This window comes from Amycolatopsis melonis (assembly GCF_040064235.1).
In the GTDB taxonomy this organism is placed as follows: Bacteria; Actinomycetota; Actinomycetes; order Mycobacteriales; family Pseudonocardiaceae; genus Amycolatopsis; species Amycolatopsis melonis.
In genome coordinates, this window is the sequence record NZ_JBDZYD010000015.1 from 49,788 (window position 1) to 69,535 (window position 19,748).

The 19,748-nt window shown below is 72.3% G+C and carries 21 protein-coding genes; 11 read left to right on the top strand and 10 right to left on the bottom strand.

Going from position 1 to position 19,748, the window contains the following annotated elements:
* Positions 1-75: 75 nt before the first annotated feature.
* Positions 76-726 carry a TetR/AcrR family transcriptional regulator gene (locus tag ABJI51_RS34945; RefSeq protein WP_348955369.1) on the top strand — a complete coding sequence of 217 codons (651 nt, stop codon included), beginning with the start codon at positions 76-78 and terminating at the stop codon, positions 724-726.
* A gap of 97 nt (positions 727-823) precedes the next feature.
* Here the strand turns inward: ABJI51_RS34945 and ABJI51_RS34950 are convergent, their stop codons facing one another.
* A complete protein-coding gene (locus ABJI51_RS34950) occupies positions 824-1,567 on the bottom strand; it encodes a TetR/AcrR family transcriptional regulator (RefSeq protein ID WP_348955370.1) in 744 nt (247 codons plus the stop codon).
* Positions 1,568-1,633: 66 nt separating this feature from the next.
* Between ABJI51_RS34950 and ABJI51_RS34955 the strand changes: the two genes are divergently transcribed.
* The gene (locus tag ABJI51_RS34955) at positions 1,634-2,509 is read left to right on the top strand and encodes an alpha/beta fold hydrolase (RefSeq protein ID WP_348955371.1); all 876 of its coding nucleotides are present in this window, start codon (positions 1,634-1,636) and stop codon (positions 2,507-2,509) included.
* A gap of 74 nt (positions 2,510-2,583) precedes the next feature.
* Positions 2,584-2,982, top strand: a complete 399-nt coding sequence (locus ABJI51_RS34960; RefSeq protein ID WP_348955372.1) for a hypothetical protein — start codon at positions 2,584-2,586, stop codon at positions 2,980-2,982.
* A 58-nt stretch (positions 2,983-3,040) separates the two neighbouring features.
* Here ABJI51_RS34960 and ABJI51_RS34965 read toward each other — a convergent pair whose 3' ends face one another.
* Positions 3,041-4,273, bottom strand: a complete 1,233-nt coding sequence (locus ABJI51_RS34965; RefSeq protein ID WP_348955373.1) for a PucR family transcriptional regulator — start codon at positions 4,271-4,273, stop codon at positions 3,041-3,043.
* 111 nt (positions 4,274-4,384) lie between these two features.
* On the opposite strand from ABJI51_RS34965, the gene ABJI51_RS34970 reads away from it, so the two are divergent.
* Positions 4,385-5,230 (top strand): SGNH/GDSL hydrolase family protein, encoded by an 846-nt coding sequence (locus tag ABJI51_RS34970; RefSeq protein WP_348955599.1) that lies wholly within the window; start codon positions 4,385-4,387, stop codon positions 5,228-5,230.
* Here the strand turns inward: ABJI51_RS34970 and ABJI51_RS34975 are convergent.
* Positions 5,220-5,741 carry a pyridoxamine 5'-phosphate oxidase family protein gene (locus ABJI51_RS34975; RefSeq protein ID WP_348955374.1) on the bottom strand — a complete coding sequence of 174 codons (522 nt, stop codon included), beginning with the start codon at positions 5,739-5,741 and terminating at the stop codon, positions 5,220-5,222. The two genes, ABJI51_RS34970 and ABJI51_RS34975, sit on opposite strands and share 11 nt — an antisense overlap.
* Before the next feature lie 433 nt (positions 5,742-6,174).
* Positions 6,175-7,647, bottom strand: a complete 1,473-nt coding sequence (locus tag ABJI51_RS34980) for a carotenoid oxygenase family protein (protein WP_348955375.1) — start codon at positions 7,645-7,647, stop codon at positions 6,175-6,177.
* Between the two features lie 126 nt (positions 7,648-7,773).
* Here ABJI51_RS34980 and ABJI51_RS34985 point away from each other — a divergent pair, with 126 nt between their 5' ends.
* Positions 7,774-8,730 carry a winged helix-turn-helix transcriptional regulator gene (locus ABJI51_RS34985; RefSeq protein ID WP_348955376.1) on the top strand — a complete coding sequence of 319 codons (957 nt, stop codon included), beginning with the start codon at positions 7,774-7,776 and terminating at the stop codon, positions 8,728-8,730.
* A 71-nt stretch (positions 8,731-8,801) separates the two neighbouring features.
* Complete coding sequence (locus tag ABJI51_RS34990) at positions 8,802-8,987, top strand: DUF5302 domain-containing protein (RefSeq protein ID WP_348955377.1); 186 nt, start codon at positions 8,802-8,804, stop codon at positions 8,985-8,987.
* 59 nt (positions 8,988-9,046) lie between these two features.
* Here ABJI51_RS34990 and ABJI51_RS34995 read toward each other — a convergent pair whose 3' ends face one another.
* Positions 9,047-9,976 carry an MBL fold metallo-hydrolase gene (locus tag ABJI51_RS34995; RefSeq protein ID WP_348955378.1) on the bottom strand — a complete coding sequence of 310 codons (930 nt, stop codon included), beginning with the start codon at positions 9,974-9,976 and terminating at the stop codon, positions 9,047-9,049.
* 84 nt (positions 9,977-10,060) lie between these two features.
* Between ABJI51_RS34995 and ABJI51_RS35000 the strand changes: the two genes are divergently transcribed.
* The gene (locus ABJI51_RS35000; RefSeq protein WP_348955379.1) at positions 10,061-11,008 is read left to right on the top strand and encodes a LysR family transcriptional regulator; all 948 of its coding nucleotides are present in this window, start codon (positions 10,061-10,063) and stop codon (positions 11,006-11,008) included.
* Here the strand turns inward: ABJI51_RS35000 and ABJI51_RS35005 are convergent.
* From ABJI51_RS35005 to ABJI51_RS35025, 5 genes are all read right to left on the bottom strand, one after another.
* Positions 10,993-11,796, bottom strand: coding sequence for a serine hydrolase (locus ABJI51_RS35005; RefSeq protein WP_348955380.1), 804 nt, complete (start codon positions 11,794-11,796; stop codon positions 10,993-10,995). The genes ABJI51_RS35000 and ABJI51_RS35005 overlap by 16 nt on opposite strands.
* Positions 11,793-12,866 (bottom strand): Glu/Leu/Phe/Val dehydrogenase dimerization domain-containing protein, encoded by a 1,074-nt coding sequence (locus ABJI51_RS35010; RefSeq protein ID WP_348955381.1) that lies wholly within the window; start codon positions 12,864-12,866, stop codon positions 11,793-11,795. Before ABJI51_RS35010 ends, ABJI51_RS35005 begins: the two co-directional genes overlap by 4 nt.
* Positions 12,867-13,032: 166 nt before the next feature.
* Complete coding sequence (locus ABJI51_RS35015) at positions 13,033-14,226, bottom strand: kynureninase (RefSeq protein ID WP_348955382.1); 1,194 nt, start codon at positions 14,224-14,226, stop codon at positions 13,033-13,035.
* Positions 14,223-15,017 (bottom strand): tryptophan 2,3-dioxygenase, encoded by a 795-nt coding sequence (locus ABJI51_RS35020; RefSeq protein WP_348955383.1) that lies wholly within the window; start codon positions 15,015-15,017, stop codon positions 14,223-14,225. The genes ABJI51_RS35015 and ABJI51_RS35020 overlap by 4 nt, the downstream gene beginning before the upstream one ends.
* Positions 15,014-15,829 (bottom strand): PaaX family transcriptional regulator, encoded by an 816-nt coding sequence (locus ABJI51_RS35025; protein WP_348955384.1) that lies wholly within the window; start codon positions 15,827-15,829, stop codon positions 15,014-15,016. The genes ABJI51_RS35020 and ABJI51_RS35025 overlap by 4 nt, the downstream gene beginning before the upstream one ends.
* 48 nt (positions 15,830-15,877) lie before the next feature.
* Here ABJI51_RS35025 and ABJI51_RS35030 point away from each other — a divergent pair, with 48 nt between their 5' ends.
* Genes ABJI51_RS35030 through ABJI51_RS35045 form a run of 4 tightly spaced genes read left to right on the top strand, consistent with a single transcriptional unit; the run spans position 15,878 to position 19,656 of the window.
* The gene (locus tag ABJI51_RS35030) at positions 15,878-16,630 is read left to right on the top strand and encodes a creatininase family protein (RefSeq protein ID WP_348955385.1); all 753 of its coding nucleotides are present in this window, start codon (positions 15,878-15,880) and stop codon (positions 16,628-16,630) included.
* Positions 16,623-18,143 carry a benzoate-CoA ligase family protein gene (locus tag ABJI51_RS35035; protein WP_348955386.1) on the top strand — a complete coding sequence of 507 codons (1,521 nt, stop codon included), beginning with the start codon at positions 16,623-16,625 and terminating at the stop codon, positions 18,141-18,143. Before ABJI51_RS35030 ends, ABJI51_RS35035 begins: the two co-directional genes overlap by 8 nt.
* On the top strand, positions 18,140-18,832 hold the full coding sequence (locus ABJI51_RS35040) for an SDR family NAD(P)-dependent oxidoreductase (protein WP_348955387.1): 693 nt from the start codon (positions 18,140-18,142) through the stop codon (positions 18,830-18,832). Before ABJI51_RS35035 ends, ABJI51_RS35040 begins: the two co-directional genes overlap by 4 nt.
* The gene (locus tag ABJI51_RS35045; protein WP_348955388.1) at positions 18,829-19,656 is read left to right on the top strand and encodes an enoyl-CoA hydratase family protein; all 828 of its coding nucleotides are present in this window, start codon (positions 18,829-18,831) and stop codon (positions 19,654-19,656) included. The genes ABJI51_RS35040 and ABJI51_RS35045 overlap by 4 nt, the downstream gene beginning before the upstream one ends.
* Positions 19,657-19,748 lie beyond the last annotated feature (92 nt).

Genomic DNA, 19,748 nt, shown 5'->3' on the forward strand with positions numbered 1-19,748 from the left:
GGATTGGCCGCCGGGGGCGTCCGACATCGTGCGCATTGCCCTGCTCCGGCCGGGGGCCCGTGCGACCATGGGCGGATGAACACCGAGCCGGCGCCGAGATGGCGAAGACTGGAACCGGACGAACGGAAGGAACAGATCTACGCTTGCGCGGCGCGGCTGTTCGGTGAACGTCCCTACTCTGAAGTGTCCACATCGGACATAGCGGCGGCGGCCGGGGTGGCGCGCGGGCTGATCAACCACTACTTCGGCACGAAACGCGAGCTGTACCTCGAAATCATCCGCCGCGCGCTGACCGTGCCGCGGCTGGCCGTGGAAATCCTCCCGGACGGGCCGCTGGAACTGCGGGCCGACGTCGCCATCGAGTGGTTCCTCGACATGGTCACCAGCCAGGAGCGGATGTGGCTGGCCGCGATCGCGCCCGAGGGCATCGGGCGGGACCTCGAAGTGGAGCGCATCCTCGAAGAAGCCGACCGCGAGTCCGCCGACCGCGTGCTCGAAGCCGTGGGGCTGTCGCGGGAGAGCGAGCACGGGCCCGAGCTGAACGCGCTGGTGCGCGCGTTCGGCGGGATGGTGAAGGCGGCGGGCCGGGAGTGGCTGGTGCGCGGGTCGCTGACGCGCGAACAGGTGCACCTGCTGCTGTCGAAGTCGCTCGTGACGCTCGTCGGCGAAGTCTTCCCGGCGATCCAGGCGGAGCCGCCGTCGCCGCGCCAGGGCGGCCGGGAATAGACCGAAGCCCCCGGCACCACGAGGGGGAGGAGGGCGCCGGGGGCTCCGGGTCGGTGGGCGAACCACCGACGCACGCCCACGGTACGCCGCCGCACTGTCAAGTCGCTGTCAGCCCCGCGCTGCCCGCTTCGCGCAGCTGGCCGAGGCGGTGGCCGAGCCCGTCGAGGCACCGCCGGACCGCGTAGTCGTAGAGCTGGGCGTAGTAGCCCGCGGCCAGGTCGGGGTCGCCCATCAGGTCGTGCATCGCCGCGCCGAGCTCGGCCATCCCGGGCAGGTCCGGCCGTTCGCGGTAGGCCGCGTACGCCTCGGTGTTGCCGATCTGCAGCGCCAGCGCGCCGTCGCGGTCGTCCTCCATCGCGACGAACTGGCACGCCGTCATCAGCAGCAGGTGGTAGGCCGGCACGCTCTCCCGGCCGAACCCCGCCTGAAGCAGGACGCCGATGCCCGCGTCGATGCTGCGTGCGGCCGCCTGCACCGACGGGCCGAACAACGCCAGCCGCCGCGCGCAGCCGGGGTAGGTCCGCAGCAGGGCGCGCAGGCCGGCCAGCAGCTCGGTGAACCACGCCTGCCACGGCAGCCGCTCGTCGGGCAGCTCCAGCAGGCTCACCACGCGGTCGACGACGGCGTTGACGACCGCGTCCCGGTCGCCGACGTGGTGGTAGATCACCGCCGGGTACGCCTCGACCGCGCGGGCCAGCTCCCGCAGCGTCCAGTTGTCGAGGCCGCGCTGCGCGGTCAGCTCGGTGGCCGCGCCGACGATGTGGTCGGCCGTCAGCGCCGGCAGTCCCGCCGCGGCGCGTGACCGCGGCCGCTGTCCGGTGCCCGAGGATGAGGTCGGCATGGGGCGTAACGGTAACCGCCGCCGCCGGAGCGGGCCAGCGTCGCGCGGGTACGGCAGGATCGGGGCATGGCACGTGCACAGGCCAACGGTCTCGAGCTCGAGTACGACACCTTCGGCGACCCGGCGGGCCCGCCGCTGGTACTGGTGATGGGGCTCGGCGCCCAGATGATCACCTGGGAGGACGCCTTCTGCGAGCTGCTCGCCGGGCGCGGGTTCTTCGTGGTGCGCTACGACAACCGGGACGTCGGGCTCTCGACGTGGCTCGACCACCTGCCGCCGCCGGACCTCGCCGCGCTGGCCGCCGGCGACCTCACGACGGCGCCGTACACGCTGTCCGACATGGCCGACGACGCCGTCGGGCTGTTCGACGCGCTCGGCATCGCGCGGGCGCACGTCGTCGGCGCGTCGATGGGCGGGATGATCGTGCAGCAGCTGGCGATCGACCACCCGGACCGGCTGCTGTCGGTCACGTCGATCATGTCGACCACCGGCGACCCGGCGGTCGGGCGCGCCGAGCCGTGGGCGCTGGCCCTGCTGACCCGGCCGCCGGCGACCACCCGCGAGCAGGCCATCGCCGACAGCGTCGAGGGCTACCGGAAGCTCGGCTCCCCCGGCTATCCCGACGACGAGGCGTTCCTGCTGGCCAAGGCCGCCCTGCACTACGACCGCGCCCGCCACCCGGTGGGCACGCTGCGGCACGCGGCGGCGGTCGTCGCCTCCGGCGACCGCACCGCGCGGCTGCGCGAGGTGCGGCTGCCTGCCCTGGTCGTCCACGGCGACGCCGACCCGCTCATCGACGTCAGCGGCGGCAAGGCGACGGCGGAGGCGATTCCGGGCGCGGAGCTGCTGATCATCCCCGGGATGGGGCACAACCTGCCGCGCGCGGTCTGGCCCCGGATCGCCGACGCCATCGAGCGCGTGACCGGAGTAAATGAAACGTAAAGATCGGGGCGCCCGCGCGTAGGGAATGTGTCCGGGCTCATGCCCGCGGCGCGGTCACGGACTGGACTGACCGGATGACTGATGGGTTCGGGTTCCCGTTCGGCTGTGTGGCGGCGGTCGCGGCAACGGCCGCGGCGGACCTGGCCGGGGCGACGGCCCATCCCTGGTACGCGCTGGTCACGCTGGGCGCGGTCGTGCTGGCCGCGACCTTCCGCACGACCTTCGCGGCCGCGTCCGGCACGACCCTGATCGCCTGGGCCCTGCACACGGGCTTCGTCCTCGGCCGCGCGGGCGAGCTGCACTTCGGCCCGCCTTCGGCGGTCGCCGCCTTCGTCCTCACCGCGGTCCTGCTCACCGGGGCTCTCCTCCACGCCGCCGTGTCGACCCTTCAATCACGCGAGTCGACCCTTCAATCACGCGTGTCGTCCGTCCGGGCACGCGTGTCGTCCGGCCGGGTTCTCCCGACGCCGTGAGGCAAGGGTCGACACGCGTGATCAGAGGGACGACACGCGTGATTTGAGGGACGACACGTCAGGGGGCCGAGGCGCGGCGGGCCGCCAGTGCCGCGATGAGGCGGGGCAGGCCTGCCGGGTGGAGGGGGTCGGCGCCGGTGAGGTCGCGGACCCGGCGGAGGCGGTAGTCGACCGTGTTGGGGTGGACGTGCAGACGGGTGGCCGTCCGGCGGCGGTTGGTGTCCTGGGCGAGGTAGGTCTCCAGCGTCTCGATCAGCTCCGGGTGCGCCTGAAGCGGCGCGAGGATCGCCGCGAGCCGGTCGCGGGCCGCGCCCGGGCGGGTCAGCTGGTACTCGACCAGGACGTCGTCGAGGCGGTACAGCCCCGGCGGGCGGCCGAACCAGCGCAGCACGTCCAGCACTTCCCCGGTCTGCGCCGCGGCTTCTCGGACCTCCGGCGGCGCCGCCGTCTCCGCCGCCGCGAGGACGGCGACGCCCGCCGCGCGCCCGGCCTCGCCGAGCAGCTCGTGCCACCCCGGGACTTCCGAAAGCCGCCCGGCCAGCGGGAGCAGGACCAGCCCGCCGGGACCGTCGAGCGAGGCGAGCACGCCGTCGCCGCAGCAGCGTTCGAACGCCGCGAGGAACCGGCGCAGCTTGCGGCGGACCGCGATCCCGGCGTCGACACCCGGTGCCGCCTCGTCGGCGTGCGGCCCGAGTTCCACGCTCAGCACCAGATACCGCGCGGGCAGCGTGATCCCGGCACTGCGCGCGACGACGTCGACCGGGCCGCCGTCGACGAGCACCGACAGCAGCGTGCGGCGCGCGGTGTGCTCCTGCCCGACCTTCGTCCGCAGTTCCTCCAGGTAGCCGCGGGTGACCGCGGCGGTCACCGTGCCGGCGAACGCGAGCACGCGGTCGGCGACTTCGAGGAGGTCGGCGACGTCCGCGCTGCCGGAACCGGCCGAGCCGACGGCGAAGATCTCCCGCGCGCCGGCGTGATAGGCGGTCAGCACGGCCTCCAGCGGGAAGCCCTCCTCGGCCCGGCGCACCGCCGACGCGCCGATCTGCCGCAGCTCGGCGGCGTCGAGTTCACGGTCCTCGCGCAGGCTCCGCGCGAACGCCCGCACCGCCTGCCGGGTGATGCCGGCGATGTCGCCGTCCAGTTCCTCCACGGGCAGCCGCCGGTAGTCGGCGACTTCGGCCTGGATGCGTCCGAGCACCCGCGCGATCAGCTCGGGCTCGTCCCGGCTGAGCCGCTCGTGCACGCGCTGCCCGCCGAGGGACAGGTCCCCGCCGCGCTTGTGCTCCGTCACAACCGATCCCCTCGTTCTCTGCCCGGATTCCCAGTCAATCCGGCCACGCGCCGTGCCGATGGTGTCACGGAGACCAGCAGACGGCACGGCATCAAGGAGGACGGCGTGCGGGTGCGGAAGACGGCGTTCATCGCGATCATGGTCACCGCGCTGGCGGGCGCGACGGCGAGCCCGGCGGCGGCGAGCGCGGCCGGGGAGTACGTGGCACTCGGGGATTCGGCGGCGGCCGGGCCGCTGATCCTGCCGCCCGACCTGTCCTCCCCCGGCTGCGCCCGGTCGCTCGCGAACTACCCGCACGTCGCCGCGCGGCAGCTCGGCGTGCCCTTGAAGGACGTCACCTGCTCCGGCGCGAAGACCGTCGACATGACCGCGCCGCAGCAGACGTCGTCCGGGCCGGTGCCACCGCAGCTGGACGCCTTGAGCGCGCAGACCCGCACGGTGACCGTGACGATCGGCGGCAACGACGTCGGCCTGGTCGGCGCGGCGACCAGCTGCATCAACCTCCTGCCCGGCATCGTGCCCGACTGCGTCGACCGCTACACCGCGGGCGGCCACGACCAGCTGGCCGAGCGCATCGCCGCGTTCGAGCCGGTGTGGGGCGCGCTGCTGGAGGAGATCCACACGCGCGCGCCCGCCGCCGACGTCTTCGTCGCCGGATACGGAACCTACTTGCCGCACAACGGATGCTGGCCGCTCGCGCCGCTGACCCCGCGCGACGCCAACTACATCCAGGGCAGCATCGACAAGACGAACGCCGCCCTCGCCCGCCAGGCCGCGGCGCACCACGCCCGTTACGTCGACGTCCGGACGGCCTCGATCGGGCACGACGTCTGCAAGCTGCCCGGCGTCAAGTGGTTCGAGGGCCTGGTCCCGACGTCGATCGCCGCGCCGCTGCACCCGAACGCCGACGGCATGGCCGCCATCGGCGAGCTGGTCGCGGCTTCGATCAGCGGGTGAAATCCCACCGGCTGGCGCCGTGCGGCTCGGCGGACGCGACACCGTAGGCGCGGTGCAGCGTGAGCCGGTACAGGTGCCACGGCGCCGGTCCCGCGCTCGGTGCGCTGAACGGCGCGGTGAACGCGTCGCCGTCGACCGTCGCGGGCCAGCCGCCCTCGCGGTAGACGGCCGCCACCCGCTCCAGCGCCGCGGGATCGGTGACGCGGTGGGCGTCGCCCTCCATCGTGAGGTCGAGGTCCTTGAGCCGCACCGAAACCGTGCACGCCGGGTTCGCCGCGAGGTTGCGGGCCCGGCGCGTGCGCGGCCCGCTCACGAACCACAGTGCGTCGTCCACCCAGATGGCGCCGACGCCGGCGGCGTGCGGACGCCCGTCGGGACGGACGGTCCCGACGAAGAACGTCAGGTTTTCCTGCGGGGTCTGGGTCGCGAGAAGGTCGCGTGCCCTGCTCCACGGCAGCGCCGCGGACCCGTACTGGTCGTCGAGGTTCTTGGTCTTCACCGGTTCGCTCATGCCTACGCGTCGAACGAGCCCGCGCCGGATCGACACGCGGGGCAGGTCCGGTTCGTCGTCCCCTCGCGACGACGAACCGGACCCCCGCGGCGCCGCAGCGCCTGGCCCTTGGCCGCCCCGGCGAGCGACGATGCCCGCCGTATCCGGCACCGGCCTCCCCGGCCGCGCCGACATCCTGTCCGGCCCGCGCACCTCCGGCAGCTGCGCGGCCACGACGTCCTCCGCTCGCACCCCTCCGGCGAGCGGGAACGCGGCCAGGACCTCGACCCGGTCGTCGAGCCGGTTCCGGGACACCGCACGCCGGTCGCGTCCGACCGGTGCGGTGTGTTCACTTCGGCCGTCCTGCCCGCTCCTCCCCGGGCCGGCCGGCTGTCCCCGCGTTTCCGCCATCCCCGCGCCCGGGAGTCCCGGGCGCGACCCTCTCGATGGCCCCTCAAGCGCGGAGGGTGTCCAGCTGGTCCGCCCGGACCCAGGTCGCGTGAAAACCGAGCGGGACGCGCTGGGGAAGCAGGACCCTGGCCACGGGTCCGGCAGCGAGGTCGGTGGCGTCGAAGATGTCCAGTTCCGAGCGGCCCTCCCGCTCGTCCTGCACGAACGTCACCAGATACCCGTCCGCCGAATCGACGGGTGCTCCTTCGCGGGGTGCGAACGGAGCCTCGCTGCCCCACCGGCCGGGACCGAACCGGTATTCGGTCTTGACGCCGGCAAGATTGTCGTAGCGCACCAGCCCGTCGAACTTCAGCGTCGACTCGGGCGAGATGTGCACCGTGTAGGAGTACCGGTTCCGCCTGCCGACGCCGCGGGCGTCGACGGTCGGGAACTCGGTGTTGTCGTCGTCGAGCGGCGCCTCGCGGCACGCTCCGGTCCGCAGGTTGAAGCGGTAGCGGTGCAGGGACGCGTCCAGCCGCAGGTAGGACAGCATCTTCGCGAGCGGGGTCCGTGCGTCGGCGCGGGGTTGCGGGCGCTGCACGCGGCAGACGTCCAGGACGACTTCCTCGCCCTGCTCCCAGGCGTTGACGACGTGGTAGATGTAGCACGGGCTCGCTTCGAACCAGCGGATCTGGCTACCGTCTCCGTAGCGTGGCAGGACGCCGAACCGGCTCGGCATCGCGCGGTCGAAGTGCAGCTTGTGCCGCCCCTGTTTCGCCGCCTCCACGTCCTGGACCAGCGGCAGGTCCATCAGCACGGCGTAGTGCTCGGTGATGGCCATGTCGTGCGGCAGGCGCGGGCCGGGCAGCTCGATCTCGGTGCTGGTCGCGACGCGGCCGTCGGCGCTGATCACGCCGTAACGCAGGTACGGCGGGCGCGGGCCGTAGTCGAACCAGAACAGCTCGCCGGTCGCCTCGTCCACCTTCGGGTGGGCCATCATGTCGCCGACCAGCGTGCCGAGGAAGTCCTCGGCACCCAGCGTCTCCAGCGAAAGCGGGTCGACCGCGTACGGCGAGCCGCAGAGATACCAGGTCGCGAGGATCCGGCCGCGGTGGAAGACCAGGTCGGTGTTGGCGTTGTCCTTGAGGTTCAGGCCGTGGGCGTTGCCGAAGGGGTTGCCCTTCGGGTTCTCCATCACGCCGGTCCAGAGTGCCTTGCCCGCCGCGGACTCCGCTTCGAAGGCCCTGGTGCGGATCCAGCGGTTGCGGTAGCGGGCCCTGCCGTTCTCCAGGTGGACGGCGTGGATCATGCCGTCGCCGTCGAACCAGTGGTAACGGCCCTGCGGGGCGAACCGCGGGTTCGGGCCGTTGCGCAGGTAGACGCCGTTGAGGTCCTTGGGGATTTCGCCGATGACCTGCAGGTCCGCGGCGTCGATCTCGGTGCCGACGGGGGCGTAGACGCCGAGCAGGTACGGGTTGGCCTCGGCCGTGTCCGCCGCACTGGCCACCATCAGCGGCTGGTCGGAGGTGCTGGTCATGAGGCTGCTCCCTGGCTGCGCGGGCTGATGGAGACGAGACTATGATTTGTGTACCCAGGTGTCAATAGGCTTCTTTTGGTGTAGTCAGGTACGCTGGCGCCGCTGAGCAACGAGGGGAATGAACGGGTGACCGAAGCGACCGCACCCCGGATCCGGCCCGCGGGCGATCCGCTGCGGAGAGCACTGGAGCTGGTCGGCGACCAGTGGACGCTGCTCATCCTGCAGAGCCTGTTCCTGCGCTTCCGGCGCTACGAGGAACTGCGCCTGCGGCTGGGGATTTCCCCGACCGCGCTGTCGGGACGGCTGCGGGACATGGTGAACGCGGGCATGCTCACCCGCGTGCCGTACCGCGACGCCCGGCGCACGCGGCACGAGTACCGGCTCACCGAGCGCGGCCTGGAGCTGTGGCCGCTGCTGATCTGCATCTGGGCGTGGGAGCGCGAGTGGGTCGAAGGCCGCCGCGAGGTGCTGCCGACGCTGATCCACCTCGACTGCGAGCTGGCTACATCAGCGCCCCTCGGCTGCGCGGCCTGCGGGCGCCGCGTCGACGCCCGGGACGTCCGCGCCGAGCGCCTCGACAGCACCGGCGTCGCGGCCGCGACGGCGTCCAAGCGCTTCCGCCGCAAGGACGCGGATTCCCTGGCAGGCGACCCGCTGATGTTCTTCCCCGACACGATGGAGCTGCTCGGCGACCGCTGGTCGACCGGGCTGCTGGTGTCGGCGCTGCTGGGCTGCCGGCACTTCTCGGAGTTCGAACGCGAGCTGGGCATCGGCCCGAGCGTGCTGTCGGCCCGGCTGAGCAAGCTGGTCGAGGTCGGCGTGCTGCGCACGGGCACGGCGAAGACCCGCACCGACGCCCGCGACTACCGCCTGACGGCCAAGGGGCTGGCGTTCTTCCCGGCGCTGGCGTTCATCGCGGAGTGGTCGCGCGGGTTCGAGGTGGCGGGCCAGGAGCCGGACATCACGCTCCACCACGTCGAATGCGGCAACCGCCTGAGGCCGATGCTGCTGTGCGACCACTGCGGCCGCCCGCTGACCCGCACATCCGTGCAGTTCGGCGGCGTGCCGTCCCCGAAACGCTGAAATCGACTCGCCAACCGGGAGCGCGGCTGGAAGGCTGGAGTGGTCACACGTCGTCGTTTTCGGAGGTAGTCATGAGTGAACCGGACCCGTCGCCCAGCGGCGAGGAGGACGACGTCAAGCGCAAGTTCCGCGAGGCACTGGAGCGCAAGCAGGCCCACGCGCGGGCGGGTGCCTCCCACGAGAACGGCGGCGGCAAGAACCAGCACGCCCACGGCCCGGCGGCGAACAAGCGGACCTTCCGCCGCAAGAGCGGCTGAGCCTCCCGGCAACGTCCGTGAAGGCCACCTCGACTTCCTCGAGGTGGCCTTCACGCACTTCAAGGGGTGAACGAGCCCAGGTGGTCCAGCACCACGAACCGGCTGGCCGGGCTCGCCGCGGTGACCGCCTTGCGCAGCGGTTCCAGCCCGCCCGCGTCCTTCACCTGCCCCAGCGGCAGGTCGAAGTCGTCCCAATGGGTGGCCGCCACGTATCGCGGGTGGCCCAGCGTCCGCAGCAGGCGCGGGACGTAGTCCGTCACCTTCGCGCCGCCCGGTGGGACCAGCAGCACGTCCGGCCGCAGGCCCGCCAGCTCCGCCTCGACGTAGTTCGACCCGCCGAGGTCCAGCACGCTCGCCCCGCCCCCGGACACCAGGTACGCCAGCGTGCCTCCCTCCACCAGGTCCTCGATGACACGCGGCCGGTCGCGGCGGGACAGCGGACGCGTGCCCGGGAACGGCACCTGGGCCCGGCTGCCGGTGGCCGAATGCAGGGAGCGCAGCACCCGGATCGAGTAGCCGTCGAACGTCAGGTCCTCGCCGCCAGTGGCGATCGCCAGCTGGTCCTCCGGTGCGCCCAGTGCCGCCATGAGACTCAAATGCGTCTCGGTGCCGATGACCGTCGCTCCCGTGCGCTTCGCCAGGTAGGGGACGTCGGCGAGGTGGTCGTAGTGGCCGTGCGTCACCAGGATGTGGTCCGCGCGCAGGTCCCCGTGGTCGAGGTGGTGGTCGATCAGCGCCCGGTCGACCGACAGCGGCGTGCGCGGGTCCGCGCCCGCCGGGGTGTAGGTGCCCGTCTTGAAGCGGGTCAGCCACGGATCGATGAGGATCGTCTTCGTGCCGGCGCGGATCTCCCAGCCGTTGTTTCCCCACCAGCGCAACGTCATCTGTGACGGCGCGGGTGCCGCCGAGGCGACCGGGACCCCGGCGAGGATCGACGCCGCGGCCGCGCCCGCGCCGAACAGGCCGCGCCTGCTGATTCCTGTGTCCATGCCGGACACCCGACCACGGGCCGGGCCGCGCTGTCCAAGATCGGTCCGTCGGCATGTCGATATCGGGACGGCTATCGTCGCAGCGTGGACCATCTCCGTTCGCTGCGGTACTTCCTCGTCGTCGCCGAAGAACTCCACTTCGGCCGCGCCGCCGAGCGGCTCGGGATCGCGCAGCCGCCGCTGAGCCAGCGCGTGAAGCGGCTCGAAGCCGAGCTGGGCGCGAAGCTGTTCGACCGCGGCCGCCGCGTCACGCTCACCGAAGCCGGCGAAGTGCTCCGCACCGAAGCACGCGACCTGCTCTCCCGCTGGGAACGCATGACGGCGCTCGTCGCGAAGGCCGACCGCGGCGAGCTGGACGCCCTGCGCGCGGGCGTCCCGCCGGAGCTGCCCGGCCGGCTGCTCGCCGCGATCCTCACCGAGTTCGCCGCGCGGCACCCGGCCGTCCGGCTCGACCTGCAGGAGCTGACCACCGCCGAGCAGACGCGGCTGCTGGCCGACCGCCAGCTCGACGCGGGACTGCTGCAGCTGCCGGTGGACGTCATCGGCCTCGACCTCGGCCCGGCGATCGACACCCCGCTGGGCGTGGTGCTCCCCCGCGATTCCCCGCTGGCACGCCGCGCGCGGCTCGCGCTGGCCGACCTCGCGGGCGAAGGCCTGGTGCACGCGCCGCGCGCCGCCGCGCCGGGCAGTTACGACGCGCTGCTGCGGACGTGCTGGGACCACGGGTTCCGCCCGGCGTCGATCCGGCACGCCCGCAACCCGGAGTTCGTGCTGGGCCTGGTGCTGGCCGGGCACGGCGTGGCGTTCGAGCCGGACGTCCGCAAGGAGCCGCGGGTGGTCTGGCGGCCGCTGGAGGGCGAGGTGCTGCGCGCGCGGACGGCGTTCGCGTGGCCGTCGTCGAGCCCGCACCCGCAGGCGGCGAGCCTGGCCGAGATCGCCGCGGGAGTGCTGCGGGACGACGGCGTCTCGCGGCTCGTTCCACCGGACCCGGGCGGCGCGAGGCCGTGGGACGTCTTCTACGACCGCAGCTGATCGACCGCCGCGCGCGCCGCGTCGCCGATCGCCCGGTCGATGTCCGGGCGCCGCAACGTCTCCGCCCCGCCGACCGTGAAGACCGCGATCGCGTAGGCGTCGCCGTCCGGATAGGTCGCGACGCCGATTTCGTTGCGGATTCCCGGCATCGTGCCCGTCTTGCCCGCCACCGCCACCTCCGGCGGGAACCCCGCGGCCAGCCGGTGCCAGCTGACCTGCGCCGCCATCCACGCCAGCACCTGGGCGCCGGGACCGGGGTCGTGCCACATCGCCGACAGCAGCGTCGTCATCTCGCGCGGCGTCGTCGACGACGTCCGCAGCGGGTCCAGCGCCCGCAGCGGCCGCCCGGCCCCGGTGTCCTCGATGATCGTGCGCAGCAGCTCCCGCGGCGGGCCGAGGACGGACGTCCGTGTCAGGCCCAGCTCCGCCAGCAGGGACCGGACGTTCTCCACGCCGACCCGGTCGAACAGCAGGTCCGCGGCCGTGTTGTCGGACACCGAAAGCGCCAGCAGCGCCGCGTCGCGCAGGCTGTACTCGGCGTCGTCGGCGAAGCCCGCCGAGCCGGTGCCGCCGAGGCGGTCCGCCGCGGACGCCCGAACCCGGTCGGTCGGGTCGAGCTGCCCGGCCGTCACCTGACGCGCGAACTCCAGCGCCAGCGGCACCTTCACCACCGACGCCAGGACCACGGGCGCGTCGGCGTCCACCCCGATCGCGTCGGCCGAACCGAGACGGCGGGCGTGCAGGAAGCCCCGCACGCCCGCCGCCGCGAAGATCTCCTCGAGACTCACACGGTCATGATGGACCGCAGCCGCCCGACCTCCGCCATGCGCCGCTCGGCCAGCCGGTCGGCCGCCGTCGCCGGGGGCACGCCCTCGGTGTCGGCCAGCGCGTAGACCGCCTTCGTCGTGTCGTAGATGGCCGTGGTCTTGCGCTTCGCGCGCGCGAAGTCGAAGCCGTGACGCTCGTCGTCGACCTGGATCACGCCGCCCGCGTTGACCAGGTAGTCCGGCGCGTACAGGATGCCGCGGTCGGCGAGCTGCTTGTCGATGCCGGCGTGCGCGAGCTGGTTGTTCGCCGCGCCGCAGACGATCCGGGCGCCCAGCACCGGCACGGTCTCGTCGTTCAGCACGCCACCGAGGGCGCACGGCGCGAAGACGTCCAGTTCCGTGCGCAGCAGGGTGTCCACATCGGACACGACGCGGACGCCGGGGTGCGCCGCGCGGGTGCGCTCGATCGCCGGGGCGTGGACGTCGGTGATCGTCACCTCGGCGCCCGCCTCCACGAGGTGCCCGACGAGGATGTGCCCGACCTTGCCGACGCCGGCCACGCCGACGCGCTTGCCCGCCAGGTCCGGGCTGCCCCAGACGTGCTCGGCCGAGGCCCGCATGCCCTGGAAGACGCCGAACGCGGTGAGCACGGACGAGTCGCCCGCCCCGCCGTCCTCGGGCGAGCGGCCGGTCACGAACCGGCACTCGCGGGCCACGATGTCCATGTCCTGCACGTACGTGCCCACGTCGCACGCCGTGATGTAGCGGCCGCCCAGGGACTGCACGAAGCGCCCGTACGCGCGCAGCAGCGCTTCGGACTTGAGCGTCTTCGGGTCGCCGATGATGACGGCCTTGCCGCCGCCGAGGTCGAGCCCGGCCAGCGCGTTCTTGTACGCCATGCCCTTGGACAGCGCGAGCACGTCGTCGAGCGCGTCCGCTTCGGTGGCGTAGGGGTGGAAACGCGTCCCGCCCAGAGCGGGGCCGAGCGCGGTGGAGTAGATGCCGATGATGGCCTTGAGGCCACTGGCCTGGTCGTGGCAGTACACGACCTGTTCGTGCCCGGTGCCCCGGGCGAACACTCCGTCGGTCACGGTGGTGACTCCTTTGTCTCCCGCGCCCGGTTTCGTGGCCGGGACGCGCTCCAAGGTTTCCGGGAAGGCGGGGCGGAGGTCGTCCGCCCGAGTGCTTTTCCCGCCGACCAACCTAGATCCCTTCCGTCCGCCGGACCAGTGCAGGTCCCGCGATACGGACGGGTAGTCAGCCGCGGACCACCTTGCCCAGCGTCGCCATGGCGGTCTCCAGCTGGGTGTCGGAGAGGTACGGCGCCGGCCCGAAGCGCAGGTGGGCGCCCCGGCTGTCGGTGCGGACGCCGTGGGCGGCCAGCGCCTCCTGCAGCCCGGCGGCGTCGGCGCAGCGCAGCGAGAGGAAGCCGCCGATCATGCCCAGCGGGGTCTCGCGGTCGCGGGTGACGACGTCCTCGGGCAGCTTCAGGTCGTCGAACACCGCCGCGAGCAGGCCCACCTGGTGCTGCGACACCTGGCGCAGGAACTCCGGGGTCAGCCCCTGCTCGGCGAAGAACCGCTGGACCCGGACGCCGCGGTAGTGGCTGGCCGGGTCGTAGGTGGCGCCGGCGAACCGGTCGCCGCCGGTCGCGTACGGCACCGCGCCGGGGTGCCGCTCGTCGGCGAGCGCGCCGAACTCGGCGAACCAGCCGGTGATGACCGGCCGCAGCTCCTGGGCGTGCGCGGGCAGCCGCAGGAAGCAGTTCCCCTCGCCGAGCTGCAGGTACTTGTAGCCGCCGCCGAGCACCCAGGCGTTGGTGAGCCCGAGGTCGTGCAGCGCGAACGGCACGACGCCGAGCGCGTGGTAGGCGTCGACGACCAGCTCGATGGACTTGCCGCGGCAGACGTCGGCCAGGTGCGCCAGCCCGGGCACCAGCCTCGACGTCTCGAACAGCACCGCCGACACGAGCACGGCGGCGGTGTTGCCGTCGACTTCGGCGGCGACGCGCTCGGCCAGCGTGGGCACCGGGTCCAGCGGCACCCGCACGACCTCGACGCCCTCCTCCTCCAGCCGGGCCAGCTGACGGCGGAGGGTGTGGAACTCGCCGTCGGTGGTGACCAGGCGTGGCCTGCGCGGCAGCTCCATCGCCGACAGGAACCGCAGCACCAGGTCGTGCGTGCTCGCGCCGAGCGCGTACTCGCCGTGCGGGTCACCGAGCAGCAGGCGGAAGCCCGCGCGCAGCTCGTCGGCCTTCGCGAAGGCACGTTCCCACTTCTCGTCGACGTCGCGCGCGGCGTCCGCGAAGGACTCGAGCAGACCCTCCTCGGCGACGTCCGGCCACGCCTGGTGCGAATGCCCCGACAGCAGCAGGCGCTCGCGCACCGCGAAGCGGGAATAGTGCGGCGCCAGTGCGTTGTCGTCCGCGCGCAGATCGTCCAAGGTGGTCACAGTCGGCTCCGTACTGCCCAGAGATCCGGGAACATCGGCTGGAAGAGCGTGGTGCGCAAGTACGCGGCGCCGGATGAGCCTCCTGTCCCGGTCTTGTCGCCGATGGTGCGTTCGACCATCTTCACGTGCCGGTAGCGCCACTCCTGCATCCCTTCGTCGAGATCGACCAGACATTCCGCGACGACCGACGGTCCGCCGTCGTCGCTGTACACGTCCAGCAATATCGCCTGCAGGGCCGGCGACGGCTCCACCGGTCGAGTGACGTCTCGATCACACTCGACGGAATAGCCAGAAGCCTTGAGATACGCGAGAAAAGAGTCGAACAACGACGGCCGCGTCATCGCTTCGGCAATGCGTTTCCGCTGCTCGCCGCCTTCGGGATAGTGCGCGAAGACCCGCTCGTCGCGTCGTCCCAGCACCGCTTCCAGCTCGCGGAACTGGGCCGACTGGAAGCCGCTCGAAGCGTCCAAACGGGCGCGGAAGCTGGTGAACTGGCTCGGTGTCATGGTTTCCAGCACGTCGATCTGCGCGACGGCGACCTTGAGGATGGTCAGGATCCGGCGCAGCGTGCGGATGGAGTGCGCGGTGTTGCCCGCTTCGAGGTTGCGCTGCAGGAATTCCGCCTCGTGCAGGATCTGCTTGAACCACAGTTCGTACACCTGGTGGATCACGATGAACAGCAGCTCGTCGTGTTCGTCGGACCGCATGCGCTGGGCGTTGAGCACTTCGTCCAGCGCGAGGTACGAGGTGTAGCTCAAGGCTTCCTGCGTTGCCTGACTGGGTTCGGTCATCCTCGGGTCACCTCGTCGAAATGGCGCTGCGCGGGGTCCGCGAGCGCGGTGTACAGATCGTGGAACAACTCGACCGCGGCCGCCCGGCGTTCCGGTGCGGGCACCAGGCCGGCGGGCAGTTCCGGGTCGAGCGAGGGGAACAGGCGGAAGGTGTGCACCAGCCGCGTGCGCACCTCGAAGGCTTCGGCGTCCGAGACGTCCTTGCCCGCGTACCCGCCGAACTGGCCGACGAACGCGGCGTACCGCGCGGCCAGGTCGTCGAGGTCCCACGCCCGGCCGGCGAACCGGCGGACGTCCAGCGCGGCCGACGGACGCCCGAGCAGCAGCCCGGCGTGCTCGGTGACGTCCAGTTCGCCGAGCAGGGCGACGACCTCGGCCTCGCGGTCGTGCGGGGCGATCCAGGTGCCGTCCTGGTACGGCCCGAACCCGAGGAACCGCAGCCGCCGGACCAGGCGTTCCCTGGCCTGGCGGCGGCTCTCCGGGATGCTCTGCCACAGCACGGTCCACTCGCCGGCAGCACGCTCACGGCGGCCGAGGGAGAAGATCCGGCGATCGCCGTCGGCGAGCAGCGCGACCGTGCGCCGGGTCAGCGAGTAGTGCACCGTCCGGCCTTCGCGGTGCCGCTGCAGCAGGCCGCGGCGCACCAGGCGGGTCAGCGCGATCCGCGCGGCGCCGTCGGAGAAGCCCAGCTCGGCGAGCACCGCGACCAGGCCGCCCGACCACACCCGGCGGGTCTCGCGCGGGTGCACGTAGCTGCCCAGCAACGTCACGACCAGCTCCTGAGGGCCGGTTTCGAAGGCGTCTGCGGGCATGCGGGCAACTCTATACACCTCAGGCCGCTGCGGTGTAGCTTGAGTTGCGTGACGTACTTCGCGGACCTCACCTCGCCGCAGGTCGCCGCGCTGGCTTCGGGCGGGCGCGTGCCGGTGCTGCTGCTCCCGCTGGGCGCGATCGAGCCACACGGCCCGCACGCGCCGCTGGGCACGGACCCGCTGATCTCCCGCGGCATGTGCGAGCGCGCGGCTTCCCGCCTGGCCGCCGACGACGAAGTCCACGTCCTGGTCCTGCCCGAGGTCCCCTACGGCGTGACGCGGTTCGCGGCCGGGTTCGCCGGCGGCGTCCACATCGGCGAGGAGACCCTGCACTCGCTGATCGTGGACATCGGCGCGGCGCTGATCGGCCAGCGGCTCCGCCGGATCCTGCTGGTCAACAACCACTTCGAGCCCGCGCACCTGGTCACGCTGCGCCGCGCGGCGGAGACGCTCAACTTCGCCTACGACGGCCGCGTCGCACTGCTCGACCTGGTCCGGCGGCGGCACGCGCAGCGGCTCACCGACGAGTTCCGTTCGGGCGAGTGCCACGCCGGGCGGTACGAGACGTCGCTGGTGCTGGCCGACCGGCCGGAACTGGTCGACCAGCCGCTGATGCGGACGTTGCCGCACGTGCCGGTCAGCCTCGCCGCCGCGCCGTCCGAAACGGACTTCCGGCAGCTGGGAATGCCCGACGCCTACTGCGGCGCCCCGGCCGAGGCGACCGCCGAAGAAGGCGACGAGACGTTCTCGACCCTGACCGACCTGCTGGTGGAAGCGATCCGGGAGCTGGCCCGTGAGTGAGCCGTTCAACCTCGCCACGTACTTCCTCGACCGGCACGTGACCTCGGGGCGGGGCGACCGGACCGCCCTGCTCGTCGGCGACCGCAGGATCAGCTACGCGGAACTGGCACGGCTGGCGAACCGGATCGGGAACGTGCTGCTCGACGCCGGTGTCCGAAGAGGACAGCGGGTGCTGCTGGCGCTGAGCGACGGCGACGAGTTCGTCGCGACCTGGTACGGCGCGCAGAAGATCGGCGCGGTCACCGCCGAGGTCTATCCGTTCCTGCAGCCCAAGGACTACGCCTACTACCTCGGGTACACCGAGGCCGTCGCCGTGATCGCGGACGCCGTCACGCTGCCCGCGTTGCGCTCTGCGGGTGCTTCCGGGTTGCTCGTCACCGGCGTCCCCGAAGACGAGCTGCTGCCGGGCGAGCGTCCACTTCGGACGTTGGCTGACGCCGCGCCGGACACGTTGGAAGCGGCACCGACCACAGTGGACGACGTCGGGATCTGGAAGTTCACCACCGGCAGCACCGGCGCGCCCAAGGCGTGCGTGCATCCGTTGCGCAGCCCGCTGGAAAGCTTCGAGCGGTACGCCGTGCAGGTGCTGGGACTGCGGGAGGACGACACTGTCCTGGCCGTGCCGAAGCTCTTCTTCGGCTACGCACGCGATCTGGTGGCGTTGTTCCCGTTCGGCGTCGGCGCGGCCGGGATCGCGTTCCCCGAACGCAGCACCGCGGACCTGATGTTCGAGCTGATCGCCCGCTACCGGCCGACCGTGCTGGTCAACGTGCCGACGATGATGAGCGCGATGGTCGCCCACCCGGCCGCGGCGGAGCAGGACCTGAGCTGTCTGCGAATGACGACGTCGGCGGGCGAGGCGCTGCCTTCGGAGCTGCACCGGAAGTGGGACGCGACGTTCGGCGTGCCGGTGGTGGACGGGATCGGCTCGTCCGAGGCGTACCACATCTATTTGTCGAACCGGCCCGGTTCCGCGCGCGTCGGCACGCTCGGCACGCCGGTTCCCGGCTACACCGCGCAGGTCGTCGACGAACTCGGGAACCCGTTGCCGGACGGGGAAATCGGGCCGCTGCGGGTGACCGGGCCGACGATCGCGCTGGAGTACTTCGGCGACCCGGAGAAGTCCGCGCGGACGTTCGACGGCGACACGCTGACCTCGGGCGACCTGTTCAGCCGTTCACCGGACGGCTACTTCCGCCACCACGGCCGCGCGGACGCGCTGCTGAAGGTCGGCGGCGTGTTCGTCGCGCCGGGCGAGATCGAGGACTGCCTGCTCGGGCACGCCGACGTGGTGGACTGCGCGGTGGTCGGGCACGACGTGGACGGCCTGGTCGTGCCGCGCGCGTACGTCGTGCTGCGATCCGGCGCCTCGATGACCGCCGCGCAGCTGCAGGAGCACGCGAAAGCCCACCTGGCCAAGCACAAGTACCCCCGCGAGGTGGTCTTCATGACGGAACTTCCCCGCACGGCCAACGGAAAGCTCGACCGGCGCGCACTGGCGGGCCGCGCATGAGCCGCCTGGTCGTGGTCACCGGCGGCACGCGCGGCATCGGCGCGGCGATCGCGGACCGGTTCCGCTCACAGGGCGACACGGTGCTCGCGCCCGGCCGGGCCGAGTGCGACGTCACCGACGAGGACGCCGTCGCGGCCTACTTCGCGTCGGCGGGCCCGGTGGACGTCCTGGTGAACAACGCCGGGATTTCGTCCAGTGCCCCGGTTTCCCGCACCTCACTGGACGACTGGCGGGCGCAGTTCGAGGTGAACGCGACCGGCGCTTTCCTCTGCACGCGCGCGGTCTTGCCCGGAATGCGCTCCCGCGACAGCGGCCGGATCGTGACAGTGGCTTCGACCGCTTCGCACGTCGGCTACCGTTACACGGCAGGGTATACGGCGTCCAAGCACGCGGCGGTGGGTTTCATGCGTGCGGTGGCGGCGGAGCTGGCTGGCACGGGTGTCACGGCGAACGCGGTGTGCCCGGCGTTCGTCCGCACGGACATGACGGCGTCCTCGGTGGCGCGGATCGTGTCGCGCTCGGGACGGTCCACTTCGGACGCGGAGGCGGCGCTGGCGGCGGCGTCCCCGCTGGGCCGGCTGCTGGAGCCGGCGGAAGTGGCGTTCGCGGTGACTTTCCTGGCGGCCCCGGAGGCCGCCGCGATCAACGGCCAGACCCTCGTACTCGACGGCGGAGGAATCCAGTCATGAGCCCGTTCCGCGCAACCGCCCCGCTGACGAAGGAGTGGGAGCACTTCGGTTTCGAGGTGTCCGACGGGGTGGCGACGGTGACGTTCACCCGCCCGGACAAGCTGAACGCGCTGACGTTCGACGTCTACGCGGACCTGCGCGACCTGGTGCTGGAGCTGCCCCAGCACGAGGACGTCCGGGTATTGGTGATCACCGGCCAGGGCCGCGGGTTCTGTTCCGGCGGCGACGTCGAGGAGATCATCGGCGAGCTGCAGAAGTTCGAGACGGCCCGGCTGCTGGAGTTCACGCGCATGACGGGCGCGGTGGTGAAGGCGCTGAGGGAGTGCCCCCTGCCGGTGATCGCGGCGGTCAACGGCGTGGCGGCGGGCGCGGGTTCGGTGATCGCCCTGGCAAGCGACTTCCGGCTGCTGGCGGAGTCGGCGAAGTTCGCGTTCCTGTTCACGAAGGTGGGCTTGGCCGGGGCCGACATGGGATCGGCGTATCTGTTGCCGCGCCTGGTGGGTTTGGGCCGGGCAACGGAGCTGTTGATCCTGGGCGACAAGATTTCGTCTTCGCGGGCCGCGGAAATCGGTCTGGCGTCCCAGGTGGTCCCGGACGCGGAGCTGCCTTCCGCGACGACGGCGTTGGCACGACGGCTGGCGGACGGCCCGGCTTTGGCTTATGCGACAACGAAGGTGCTGCTGACGCGCGAGCTGGACATGGACCTGGGAAGCGCGATCGAGCTGGAGGCGATCACGCAGGCGTTGCTGATGACGGCGAAGGACCACAAGGAGTTCTACGCCGCGTGGACGGCAGGGCGGGAGCCTCGCTGGACGGGCCGGTAGGGACTCCACGAAGCCGCGTTCGCCGATGATGCCGGCGGGCGTAGGCAGTGGACCTGGTGGTCCGGCGCTCGGGCATGGCGGCCTTGCCCGCC